Genomic DNA, 12990 nt, shown 5'->3' with positions numbered 1-12990 from the left:
AAATGACTGTTGCGATCATTACTGGCATTACGGGGCAGGACGGCGCGTATCTTGCAGAGCTTCTTCTCGAGAAGGGCTACACCGTCTACGGCACCTATCGGCGCACCAGCTCGGTCAATTTCTGGCGAATCGACGAACTCGGCGTCAGCAACCATCCGAATCTTCACCTCGTTGAATACGATCTGACGGACCTCGGTTCGAGCATTCGTCTGCTTCAGACGACTAAGGCGACGGAAGTCTATAACCTGGCGGCGCAAAGCTTCGTCGGCGTGTCGTTCGACCAGCCGGCGGCGACTGCGGAGATCACCGGTATCGGCGCGCTCAATCTGCTTGAGGCGATTCGCACGGTCAATCCGGCGATCCGTTTCTATCAGGCCAGCACGTCCGAAATGTTCGGCAAGGTGCAAGCCATTCCGCAGGTCGAAAGCACGCCTTTTTATCCGCGCAGCCCGTATGGCGTTGCAAAGCTTTACGCGCACTGGATGACGATCAACTATCGCGAGAGCTACAACATCTTCGGTTGCAGCGGCATCTTATTCAACCACGAGTCGCCGCTGCGCGGCCGCGAGTTCGTGACGCGGAAGATCACGGACAGCCTCGCGAAGATCCGTCTCGGCAAGCTCGACGTTCTAGAACTCGGCAACCTCGATGCGAAGCGCGACTGGGGTTATGCGAAGGAATACGTCGAAGGCATGTGGCGCATGCTGCAGGCGGATCATCCCGATACCTACGTGCTGGCAACGAACCGGACGGAAACGGTGCGGGACTTCGTGTCGATGGCGGCGCAGGCCGCCGGCTTCGAACTCGCGTGGGAAGGTGCCGGCGAGAACGAGGCCGGCGTGGATACGCGAACCGGCAATACCGTGGTCAAGGTCAGCCCGAAGTTCTACAGGCCTGCTGAAGTCGATCTGCTGATTGGCAATCCGGAGAAAGCGGGCAAGGAACTCGGCTGGGTGCCGAAGACCACGCTCGAGCAGCTGTGCCAGATGATGGTCGAGGCGGATATTCGCCGGAACGAAGCAGGTTTCTCGTTCTAAAGCCATGGCAAAAGTCTTCGTAACGGGCCTGGACGGATTTACCGGCCGCTATATGGCGGAAGAGTTGATTCGTTCAGGTCACGAAGTCTGCGGGATCGTTCACAAGCCCAGTGGCAATGTGCCGTGGCGAACGCACGTGTGCAACCTGCTTGACTCCGATGCGTTGACTCGCGTGCTGTCCGACGAAAGGCCTGATGCCGTGGTGCATTTGGCGGCTATCGCGTTCGTTCAGCACGGTGATGTCGGCGCAATCTATCAGACCAACGTGGTCGGGACGCGCAATCTACTTGGCGCGCTGACTCGCTCCGCGAGTCAGCCGCGAGCGGTTTTGTTGGCGAGCAGTGCAAACGTCTATGGGAACTCCGACCGCGAAGTCATCGATGAATCCACTACGCCGGCGCCCGCGAACGATTACGCTATCAGCAAGCTGGCGATGGAAATGGTTGCGCGAACCTGGGAGGACAAGCTTCCGATCGTCATAGCGCGGCCATTCAATTACACGGGTGTAGGTCAGGACGAGCGATTTCTGCTTCCGAAGATCGTTCGACACTTCCGTGACCGAGCTTCGCGCATCGAACTTGGCAATCTGAACGTCGTGCGGGATTTTTCGGACGTTCGCACTGTTGTTGCGGTGTATCGGAGGTTGATCGAAGGTGAGTTTGCAGGACGTACCTTTAATGTTTGTTCCGGTGTCGGGTATTCGTTGCAGGACGTACTGTCGATGATGCGGGAAATCTCCGGACACGATCTGGATGTGGCCGTCAATCCGCTGTTCGTTCGGGCGAACGAGGTTCATAAATTGATCGGTAGTCGCAAGCAGCTCGAGGGTGCGATTGGAGGGTTCGATTCCATGGATCTTCGCGACACGCTGGCTTGGATGATGGAGAGTCGATCGAATTGAGATCGACGGGGATAGTGCGAAGGCGTCTTCGCTAACGAATGAGTCGGGCTCGCAACAGCAGAGATACGCTGTCCGCCCTTGAAGGAGCACGGGCGGGCCGACTCCCCATCGTCACATAGCGTTGCTGAATGCCGCGAATAACCAAACTGTTTCGTAAGCGACAACTTATGCCTTTTGTTTCCTACGCGCAAAATTTCGAAGACGTCATGCTGTATCGCGCGCTACAGCATATAAAAGATGGCTTCTACATTGACGTCGGAGCGTGGTCTCCCGATCAGAACTCCGTGACGCGAGCGTTCAGTGACAGAGGCTGGCGCGGGATTAACGTTGAACCCGATCCGTTCTACTTTTCTCTACTCCGGAGCAAGCGCCTGCGCGATGTCAACTTGCAGATGAGAGTTGGGGAAAACATTGAGCCGGCCAAGATGGCTGTTGGTTTCGATAGCGAACCTTCACCACTCGACGAAGAAATCGCAAGGGGGCACGTGCCGTCGGGGCGACAGGCGCAAGTGTTGGAAGGGGGACTAACGACGCTCAACGTAATCTGGCGAGAGTACGTCGGCGTTGGTCAGGTCGTGCATTTCCTCAAAATTGACGCCTCGGGGGATGAACGAAATGTCATTGTCGGCAACGACTGGACGCGTAATCGTCCGTGGGTTGTCGTTGCCAAAGCGATGGCACCGCTGTCCCAAGTAGAATCTCATTGCGAATGGGAACCAATTCTTCTGGCGGCGAATTATTCACATGTCTATTCAGACGGGCTCAACCGCTACTATGTAGCGGGCGAGCATAGAGAACTGTTCGACGCGTTCAAGTATCCGCCAAATGTGTTCGACGAGTTCGTCTCTGCCGGATCTACCGAGCTAAACACGGAAGCTGCGGAGCCCTTGCTTCGCCGTGAAGCCTCCCGGCCGTCAGCGCAAACAGAGCCGTCCCCGTTCGATGCGAGATTGGAGTTGGATGAGAGCAATCTGATTCCGACCGCGGACGACAGCCGACCGGATGACAGTGTGTCGGGGGAGATTTCACGCCAAAATCGACGGTTGAAGTATCAAGTGGCGGTTGCAGAAAGTCGTGGCGTCGAAGCCGAGTATCGTTACACCCGACAGAATCGGATAGCAAAAAGACAGATTAGCGAATTGCGGACAACGCTTGCTGGTCGCGATGCACTCATCCAACGGGCGAATCTGCGCGCAGAAGCTGCCGAGCAACAGTATGAGGCCGTGACCCAATCCATGCTGTGGCGCATTGTGTCGCCAGCACGCAGGGTTGGCGCTTTGGTGCCTTCGACGGCACGCGTATATGCACGACGAACGCTCAAGGCAATGTGGTGGACGGTTACGCCATGGAAAATGCGGGCGCGACTGGAATTTATGCGACAGCGTCGCGCCACGCAAGGATATGCGAAAACTATCGTGTCAGAGCCCATCGCCGATTTGCAAGGGCTGAAGACACCTGGCGCGGCGGCGACAGGGCAGTATGCCGAATGGATTAAGAATATCGAGGTTCGAACAAGTGATGTCGATCTGACTAAGGGCACTAAGCCGCTCGTCAGCTTCTTGTTCACAGGCGTCGATTCCACCGAAGAACTGATTCGCACGGTCGGCTCGATTCGAGCACAGTCACAACAAGGTTGGGAGATCATTGTTTCCCGTGCCGCGCTCGACACTTCCGTTGTCAAGAGTTTCGAAGATTGGGCGGTCGTCGACACGCGCATGATTTTGGTTGGCGAATCAAGCGAAAAGTTGGAGCGATCGACCGGCTTGGTCGCCGCGTTCGATCATGCTCAGGGAGAGTATGTCGCCGTGTTGGATGGCGGAGACATGTTGTCGTTCAATGCATTGAACGAAATTGCAGCAACGCTTCGCGACTTCTCGCAGGCGGATATTATCTACGGCGACGAAGATATGCAGTCCGCCGCGCAGTCGCGCGAAAGACCATACTTCAAGCCGTCGTGGTCGCCAGATCTGCTATATGCGTTCAATTATTTTGGCCGATTGACGCTGCTTCGACGCTCGCTGGTACAAATGGTAGGTGGCATCGACGTAACGGCTGGCGCTGCTGTCGAATGGGACATCAATCTCCGCGTGAGTGATGTGGCGCAGAGCATCATTCGTGTTCCTAAGGTACTTTGCCATCGTAAGCACGGTGTTGAGCAGGATCGGCCTGCGCCAGGAACGCGTGAGGCGTCGGATCATCGTGTGGTTATACAGCGGTATTGGAAGCGGAACGGTATCAATGGGGAGGTTACGGTTGCGACTCAATCGAACGGGACCCAACATGCCACCTGGGAAATCGAGCGGCCGCCGCTTGTGTCAGTAATCATCCCAACCAAGAATAAACCAGAACTCCTACGCATGTGCGTCGATGGTTTGTTGCATGCGACTGATTATTCGAACAAGGAAGTGATCATCGTTGACACCGGGTCGGATGACCCGGAGACCCTCGAATATTATCGATTTCTAAAATCCGAGCCGCAAATACGGATCGTTTACTACAGGAATAAATTTAACTACTCCGCAGCGTGCAATTTTGGTGCATCCAGAGCGCGCGGCGAGTTTCTCCTGTTCCTGAATAACGATATTGAAATCATCACGAGAGACTGGTTGCAAGAGCTAGTTCGATTAGCGATGCGCCCAGGTGTCGGTGTTGTGGGTACGAAACTCGTCTACCCGTCGCGAGAGTTGCAGCATGCGGGCGTTTCCATTGGAATCCATCTTGCGGCGCTGATGTATAGAGGTGGTCAAGATGAGGGATGGGGGGTATTTGGTTCACCGGAGCATCCTCGTAACTGGCTGGCCATCATGGGCGCTTGTCAGCTCGTACGACGAAGTGTGTTTGAAGAAGTATATGGTTTCGACGAATCCTATCTGATCGCGATGAGCGACGTGGCGTTGTGTCTGCAAGCCTGGCGCGCCGGATATCGGATCGCCTATACCCCCTACGCTTGCCTGGTGCATCACGAGGGTGCGACGAGAGGTAGTAGCAATCCGGCAGAGGATGTGCGTCGTCTCGCAGACGATATCCGTCATTTTGGTATCGACGAGGATCCGTATCTTCACCCCGAACTGGATGGTCGTCTGGCAATCCCGGCATTGCGTTTGGACGATGCGTCCGTGCGCACGACGCTTGAGCGGCACCTTGTTGAAACCGGGTCACTTCCGTTGTCGACCGGGGAGCTTCGTCTGGAGGACGAGGGTGTTTGCATGGCGATTGTCGACTTGCCGCGCGATTCGGTGCTTTGGCAACCTCAAGCCGCGCACAAGATCTTGGATATCGACAGTGCTGCGCGCTGGTGCTTAGATTTGTTGCGGCGGCGAGATGATCTCCGTGTGAGATTTCCCCGTGCGCTATCTGATGGAGGTGATGGGGAATTTGCGGACTGGCTACTCGGTAATGGCGAACGTGAATTGGGGCTCACGGCCGACGGGCTTCAATCGATCAAGCGATTGTTCGCAGAGGACTTCGGAGCGGCTGCCCGACAAGCATTCATGCAACATGAAATTCGAACGTTTTTGCCTCATGGGCTGACGCCAGCGGGATCTACCGATCTGTTCGAATGGTTTATTCGGCACGGACGTGTTGCGGCCGGTCTTCGACTTGAGCAGATTTGGTGGTTGTTTTGGCAGGCCTCCGAGGATCCTGTTCGAGAGCTCGTCGAAGCATATCGATTTACGCCAGCATGGCAGCGACTTCATTCCGATGGTTTGACGATTTTTGGGCGCGCAGCGTTTGCCGCGTGGTTTGCGGCGAAGTATCGAGTTCACGATCACTGGGTGGTGCCGGAGACATGGTCTGTCGACCTGTCGCCGGCTGAACAGATTCGTATTGCATATAACGCGCGTGAAGACTGGCGTGAACGTTTTCCGGCAGCACTGCGAGACGTGGATGCTGCGCGCGCTTTGATCCACTGGTTGCAAGCGGACGAGGCCCCATTGCCGAGCGGCGCGCGCGCGTGGTGCAAATCGCTCGACACGCTGGCAGTAGCGAAGGCGCTGGCGAAACCCGGCGTCAATGTGATCGGGCACTTCTGTTATCCGTCGGGATTGCGCGTATCCGTTGAGGCGCTGGTGAAGGGGATGCAGGAGGCTGGTGTCCAGACTTCGTTGCGGGATCTTCGTACGGACCGAAAGGATGACCCGTATCACGTCAATTTTTTCGGAACCGAGGATTTTGACGTCACCATCATCCATACGCAACCGGAGCCGTTCTTCAGTTCGGCGTTTGAATTGTCTGATTTGCTCGAGCGAGCACAACGCACCTATCGAATTGCGTACTGGTACTGGGAGTTCGATTCGGTCCCTGACAGCTGGACTGCTCATGCAAGCGGAGTCGATGAAGTTTGGACGGCCACGGAGTTTGTTGCGCAGGGGTTGCGCAATCGCTTGTCCATCCCGGTGAAGACGATTTTTCCTGGTGTGCAGCTCGGCGAATATCGCAGACGTGATCGATCTTATTTCGGCCTGAAGGATGATGAATATACGTTCCTGTTTACGTTCCACATGATGAGCGTGATGGAACGCAAGAATCCGATGGGATTGATTCGAGCATTCAGCGAAGCGTTTCGACCGGATGACTCAGTCTGCCTCGTACTGAAGACCTCATTTGGTGATCGCCACCCCGTGCAGCTTGAAGAGCTCCGTCTAGCAGCGAAGAACGCTGGAGTGAATATCAAGATCATCGATCAAGTGTACACGGCGGATGAGGTTCTTTCGCTGATGGACGCTTGTGACGCTTACGTATCGCTACATCGAAGTGAAGGGCTTGGACTCACCATGGCTGAGGCTATGCTGATGGGGAAGCCGGTGATCGCTACGAGCTATTCAGGCAACGTAGACTTCATGGATGAAACGAACAGCCTTCTGGTGCCGTACGAACTGGTGAAATTGGGGCGTCCGATTCCGCCTTATGACGCGAATCAACATTGGGCCGAGCCATCGGTGAAGGATGCCGCGAATTTAATGCGAAAAGTGTTCGAAAATCAGGAGTGGGCGAAGGAGCTGGGGGCTCGTGCTCGCGTAAGCGCTGAGCGTAAGCTTTCATTGGTTGCAGCGGGCGATCGGGCTGCGAATCGGATTGATGAAATTCGGTCGACTATGCTGGAATGATTTTGGATGGGCTGCATTGAAAAGTAGGGCCGGGAATGGATGGTAAATTAAGCTTGATAGTCGAATTGTTCGTATGCGGTAATTTTATGGTGGTGGAGATCTGATGAGCGAGTATGTTGCGAATGGTCTTGTACATGATGACGGGATCTGCTCTGGAAAAATCAGTGCGCTCGTGATTTCGTATAATCGCGCGAGCCTGATTGAGACGTGTCTTCGCGCGCTATCGTTCGCAGACGAGTTATTGGTTGTAGATAAATCGTCTAATGATGGAACCGCTGAAATTGCTCGGTCGCTTGCGGATCGAGTGATTTCTGTTCCATGGTCTCCTGTCGTTGAGGATACGCGCCAATTCGCTATTTCACAGTGCACCCATGACTGGATTCTATGTCTTGATGACGACGAATGTTTGAGTGTCGGGGCTGCAAAATTTCTTCGAAATGAAGTGGCAAACCCACGAGCGGACGCCTATTTTTTGCCGCAGCGACATTACATTCTTGGTGTCCACGACGAGCGGGCTTACTATTGGCCAGAATATCAGCTGAGATTTTTCAAGAGAGATTCTGTAGAAATTCTTTCGACGGTTCATGGTGGAATAAAGTCAAAAACGAATCGAATATATACCATTCCACCTGAAACGGGTGCCTGCATGCATCATTTATCACATGCAAGCGTGGAGCAATGGATCGAGAAGTCGAATCGTTATACTTCACGCATCGATCGGGCAAGAGATGATGATGGTGGACGTGATCTTATTACTTACGCGCACGCTCGCATTGATGGTTGGGCGAGTTTGTCGAAATCGCAGGGGCGTGGCGACTATCCTGCCGCAGTTGGTTTGCTTCGGGCCGTCTACGACATCATCGATCGATTGAAAACCTGGGAGCTCGAAGAAGGTATCGACGGCGAAAAAAATTTCCAGGAAATATGTCAGTCGCTGAAGGTGGAGTATATCTCTGAGCTGCCTCGGGATGACAAAGGTGAAAGCAAAATGAGTGTGTTAGATACTAACGACGCGTCTCTGGAGGCGGAAGGAAGTCAGAGCATCCCTCGTGCCGCCGCGGAGGTTAATACGCTTCGTGAGAATTTGCGACGAACGCGGATGCTGGTCGATGAACTGCGACGGCATTCCGACGCAGCTGAGTCGCAGCTCGATGTTCGTTTGATCGAGCAAAAGAATGAATTCGTGTGTCAATTGCAGGACGTTGAGTCCCGCTTGCGTGGCGCACAAGAACACCTTAAAGCGGTCGAGCGCGAGCGAGATGAAGCGCAGCGAGCGATTGTTGCCAGTCAAGAAGCCGAAGCGCAAGTGCGCCAAGCATTGTCTGGGTTGCTTGCAAATCGTGCGCGATCAATCACCGAAAAAGACGCGCGAATCGCGCATTTAATGCAACGCGTATCAGAAGCTGAGCAATCGGCGGCAGCAGAGGTTGTTCAAAGAACGGAGATCGAGCACCGCCTTGGAGCTGTGCTCTCGTCCGAGACGTGGAGGCTTACAGCGCCGGCTAGAGCAATCGTGGAATTGACGCGACGCTCGGTACGCCTGCAGCGTGCACGGATAGAGTTGATACGAAGAGCATTGCTTTCCAGTGATCCGGAAGCCAAACAGGTACTCTCGAATTCGTTTCGGCGGCGTATGGGTGTGAGTGGCGGCTTACCGCTATCTCAATCGGTAACAGTGCCGGCGAGTAGCGTCATGCTCGCACCGCATGAATCAGTTACGGTTTCTTATCCATCGTGGCTGTTGCGAATGGACACACCGGATGCAGAGGCGCTTGCCGCCATGGAAGCTACGTCCGTCTCGGTGCCGGAGGTTGTCGTTATCGTTCAATTGACGGCAAAAGCTGCGGCGAAGTGGAATGAAACGCTGGATGCGCTTCGAAAAATCATCGGCCTGAAATGGACTGCATTCGTGTTGGTGGAACCTGGTGCAGACAGCACACTCGTCAAGAAATGCGTGGAGGGGCTTGAAGGTGACCCTCGTTTCTCGTTCTCGCGACCGCAGTTGAACGCCGGGCAGATTACGGTGTTGATTGACTCGGGGGCGATTCCTCGCTCTCATGGACCGCGAGTTCTTGTTGATGCGCTGCGCCGAAATGAAAGATTCCGTCTGGCATATTCCGACGAAGACTCCCTTCCCGATGGCGGGTTGCCGCAGGATCCATGGTTCAAGCCTCCGTTCTCGCGCTTGCTGACAAAGCAGGGACTATTGCTTGGAAAAATGGTCGCACTTCGTTGGTCGAATGGCATGGATCTGGATGTCGCGCAGCGCATGCTGGATCAGGAAATCAGCTTTGATTCGGCGCTACAGGAAATGGCTCTATCTATCGACGAACGTGCGATCACTCATGTACCACACGTTACGTTCCATGACGCGATGCCGATAATGAAGCCGGTTCCCTTTGATCCGCCGGCATTGCCGGACTCGCTACCGGTCATCAGCATATTGATTCCGACACGTGACGGATGGCATTTGCTCGGACCGTGCCTGGAAAGTCTGCGGAAAACGGATTGGCCGAAGGATAAGCTCGAGATCATTGTGATCGACAACGGATCTGTCGATCCGGTGACGATTGAGGGAATGAGTCTGGCGGAACGCGAGGGCAGGATTCGCATATTGCGAGATCCCCGTGAGTTCAACTATGCGAGGCTCAATAACGTTGCCTCGCGCGCGTCTCGTGGTGAGTTGATTGTTTTGCTCAATAACGATACGGAGATCATTGATCCCGCCTGGCTCAAGAAGATGGCAGCGTATGCACTATTGCCTGATGTCGGTGCGGTGGGACCTAAATTGCTTTACGGTGACGGCACGGTGCAGCATGCCGGTGTAGTACTGGGGATACAAGGTGTTGCAGCTCATGCTCACCTCTTTTTGGCCCCTGACGAAGGTGGATACCGCGGGCTTGCAAATGCAACCCATGAGGTTGCTGCAGTGACGGGAGCCTGTCTGATGGTTTCGAAGGCCGCATTTAATGAAGTGGGCGGTTTGCGAGAGGAGTTGCGTGTCGCTTTTAACGATGTTGTATTTTGTCTAGATCTGCTTGCGCGTGGTCGGAAGAATATATATTTTGCAGAGGCGTTGGTAGTCCATCATGAAAGCAAAACACGTGGATACGACGACAAACCGGAAAAGGTGAAGCTGCTTCGGAAGGAAGCTCGGATCGCATGGTCGCATCATCGTGATCTGCTGTGGAAAGACCCATGCTATTCGCCGAATCTGTCGATGGAGTCGCCCTACAAACTTTCGTTTGCCCCGCGTCGACGTCCGATATGGGACGAGATGATGGTTTCGCGTCGTCCTTGTGTAATGATGCTTTCGTCGACACACGCACGTGGTCATGGTGTTGCAGTCGTGATCGAGCTGCAGGTGCGTGCGCTGCTGGCCGATGGCTATGACGTAATAATTGGTGGATTCCTTGGTGCGAACGATTTCGAATATCCGGGCTGCAAGAAGGTTGACGTCCGTGATCCCAGGTCCGCGGCTACTATTGCTGTGGAAATGGGTGTCGATGTCATCGTTGCACATACGCCGCCATTCTTCGATGTTGCGCGCTGGACTGGCAATATCCCCCCAGTAATTGCTTACGATTATGGCGAGCCGCCTCCTAATCTATTTCCGGATGCGGATGCGCGACAGGATATTCTTGATCAGAAAGCATTGAGTTTGGGGATTTGTGCGAAGGTATTTGCGATTTCTAACGCTGTGGCGCAGGAGGCCGTTACTCCGCCGGATGGTGTCATTCCGCTCGGTAATGAGCATCTGGGCCGGTGGAGTGAAGAGTCAAATAACCGTCGTTCGCGTATTCGCCGGAAGAATGGGTGGGATGACAAGTTCGTTATTCTGAATGTCTGCCGTTTCCACGCAGCCGAACGACTTTACAAAGGGGTCGATCAGTACGTAGAAATGTATGAGGCGCTCCAGTTGCTCGATCCGGTTTTAGCGGCACGTACTGTTTTGGTGTTGTGTGGGAAAGGGGACGCAGACGATATCGCCGAAATGACTGCGCGGGGAGTGTGCGTTCATGCGAACGTGACGGACGAAGAGATGGTTAACCTGTATGCAGGTGCTGATCTATACGCGAATTTCTCGCGGTGGGAGGGATACAACCTTGGTATTGGCCAAGCCCTCGCAATGGGGCTACCCGTGATCGCATCTGACATCCCGGCTCATCGAGCCTTCGGTGTTGATGTCACCAGTGATCCGACTGCAGCGGCTATCATTGCGCGCGATCATCTGAATGATAGTCGGCAGCGTAATCCGAAAATATGGGCATGGAAGGAGCCGCTTGAGAGTTTCGTTTCCGAGGTTGAGAAAGTGGCGCAAGCTCGGGCAGTAGTAAAGTAATCGTGGGTGACGCAGGTCGGCTTGTGGGGCATTCCTGCGGCCGACCGGCTCGAGTGTCGCGCGTATTATCTCGAAATATTCGGAGTTGGTCGTCTTATTCGTGCCTGCGCTAAAATCGCATCGACAATTGGATTCGATTGGCGGGCTGCAAGCATGTGTCATTGTTCGGGGCGAAAATTTGCTCGTGCTCGCTAGATCCGTACGTCACCAGCGCAGTTGCCGGCGCGAGCACTTCCACAGTTTCCCCAAATGCAATTTACGTCAGACATCGGCCCGTTGCGCGAGGACACTCTCGTCGTCGTGTTGGGCATGCACCGAAGCGGCACGAGCGTCATTACCCGCGCGATGGAGGTAATGGGCGCCGTGTTTGGCGACAACCTCATGCCTGCGGTGCCGGGCGTCAACGACAAGGGATTCTTCGAGGATCTCGATATCTATGCGATCAATCAGGAGATCCTGACTCTTGCAGGTGCCGATTGGCATAGCCTTGCCCCGATCGAATTCGACAAGATCCACGACGCGAGCCTTCGGCCGATTCGCGAGCGGGCGAGCGAACTTCTGGCGAAGAAATGCGAGAACAAGATTTTCGCGCTGAAGGATCCGCGCATCTCGCGACTGCTGCCTTTCTGGAAACCCGTTTTTGACAGTCTCGGCGTACGCGTCGTTTATGCACTGGCCATTCGGAATCCGATGAGTGTGGGCCGGTCGCTGGAGAAGCGGGATCAGTTCTCGTCAGAGAAGTCGTATCTGCTCTGGCTGCTCCATACTATCCCGCCGCTCGGCGCAACGAAGGGTGCGCGGCGCGTCCTCGTCAATTACGACAAGCTGATGGAGGATCCGCGCGCCGAGCTCGCACGCATGTCGATGCACCTCGAACTGCCGCTTGATGCATCGCGCGCGCAGGCATTCGAACGGGACTTTCTGGACGGGGGGCTGCGGCACACGCGTTTCGAGTTCCGTGATTTGTCGAATGCAAATGCAATCGAGCGGCACGTCAGTGCGTTGTTCGGTGTTCTGGAATCCGCAACGGAGATCGACGAACCGGCATTCGAGCAACGCGCGCAGTCGGTCATCGAGGAGGCACAGGCATACCTCGACGATATCGCTCCGCTCTTGCGGCTAGAGTGGCAGTTCGAGCAGGAGGCAGGTGGGCTGACAGCCGAGGTGGCTGCCAATCGCGGCGAAATCGCAGCGCAGCAACAACGCATCGACGCGCAGCAGCAGCACATCGACGCGCAGGCAAGTGAAGTGAGCGACTGGCAGGCGCGTGCCGAATCGGCGGCCGCTGCCGAAGCGCATCTGCGCGCGGAACTCGTGATCGCGAACGACGCGCAGCGCGTACTGAAAGAGTCAGTCGAATCCCGGGATCGCATCATCGCGGCCCAAGAGGCAGTGTCGGCCGGGCAACGCATGGCGCTGGAACGCGCCGAGCGTACCGTGCACGAGATTCTTCGATCCAAGTCGTGGCGGGTGACGAAGCCGTTGCGCTTTCTCGTCAGGCTGGCTTCGGGTCGCAAGTGACAGAGCTGACCATTTCCGCGTGTGCGGTCGTGATGGCGGTGTGGGCGTGGTGACGCACGGTACGCGCCAGGCTGAGCTTCG

Annotated in this window: 5 protein-coding genes; all 5 read left to right on the top strand. The window is 55.2% G+C overall.

Annotation, left to right across the window (positions count from 1 at the left end):
• Nucleotides 1-2: 2 nt before the first annotated feature.
• The 5 genes from gmd (at nucleotide 3) to BFF94_RS26040 (ending at nucleotide 12909) form a co-directional block, all read left to right on the top strand.
• Nucleotides 3-1037, top strand: a complete 1035-nt coding sequence (gene gmd, locus BFF94_RS26060; protein ID WP_128843046.1) for a GDP-mannose 4,6-dehydratase — start codon at nucleotides 3-5, stop codon at nucleotides 1035-1037.
• A gap of 4 nt (nucleotides 1038-1041) precedes the next feature.
• Nucleotides 1042-1938, top strand: coding sequence for an NAD-dependent epimerase/dehydratase family protein (locus BFF94_RS26055; protein WP_128843030.1), 897 nt, complete (start codon nucleotides 1042-1044; stop codon nucleotides 1936-1938).
• A 167-nt stretch (nucleotides 1939-2105) separates the two neighbouring features.
• Nucleotides 2106-7046, top strand: a complete 4941-nt coding sequence (locus BFF94_RS26050; protein ID WP_128843031.1) for a glycosyltransferase — start codon at nucleotides 2106-2108, stop codon at nucleotides 7044-7046.
• Between the two features lie 103 nt (nucleotides 7047-7149).
• Nucleotides 7150-11388: a glycosyltransferase gene (locus BFF94_RS26045; RefSeq protein ID WP_128843032.1), complete on the top strand. Its 4239-nt coding sequence runs from the start codon at nucleotides 7150-7152 to the stop codon at nucleotides 11386-11388.
• Between the two features lie 249 nt (nucleotides 11389-11637).
• Nucleotides 11638-12909, top strand: coding sequence for a sulfotransferase family protein (locus BFF94_RS26040; protein WP_128843033.1), 1272 nt, complete (start codon nucleotides 11638-11640; stop codon nucleotides 12907-12909).
• Nucleotides 12910-12990 lie beyond the last annotated feature (81 nt).

This window comes from Burkholderia catarinensis (assembly GCF_001883705.2).
GTDB lineage: Bacteria > Pseudomonadota > Gammaproteobacteria > Burkholderiales > Burkholderiaceae > Burkholderia > Burkholderia catarinensis.
This window is presented reverse-complemented; position numbering and strand designations above follow the sequence as displayed.

What these genes read in the sequence shown, in the direction of transcription:
- BFF94_RS26040 (WP_128843033.1), top strand. Translation starts at nt 11,638, where the DNA reads ATGCAATTTACGTCAGACATCGGCCCGTTGCGCGAGGACACTCTCGTC.
- BFF94_RS26050 (WP_128843031.1), top strand. Translation starts at nt 2,106, where the DNA reads ATGCCTTTTGTTTCCTACGCGCAAAATTTCGAAGACGTCATGCTGTAT.
- BFF94_RS26045 (WP_128843032.1), top strand. Translation starts at nt 7,150, where the DNA reads ATGAGCGAGTATGTTGCGAATGGTCTTGTACATGATGACGGGATCTGC.
- gmd (WP_128843046.1), top strand. Translation starts at nt 3, where the DNA reads ATGACTGTTGCGATCATTACTGGCATTACGGGGCAGGACGGCGCGTAT.
- BFF94_RS26055 (WP_128843030.1), top strand. Translation starts at nt 1,042, where the DNA reads ATGGCAAAAGTCTTCGTAACGGGCCTGGACGGATTTACCGGCCGCTAT.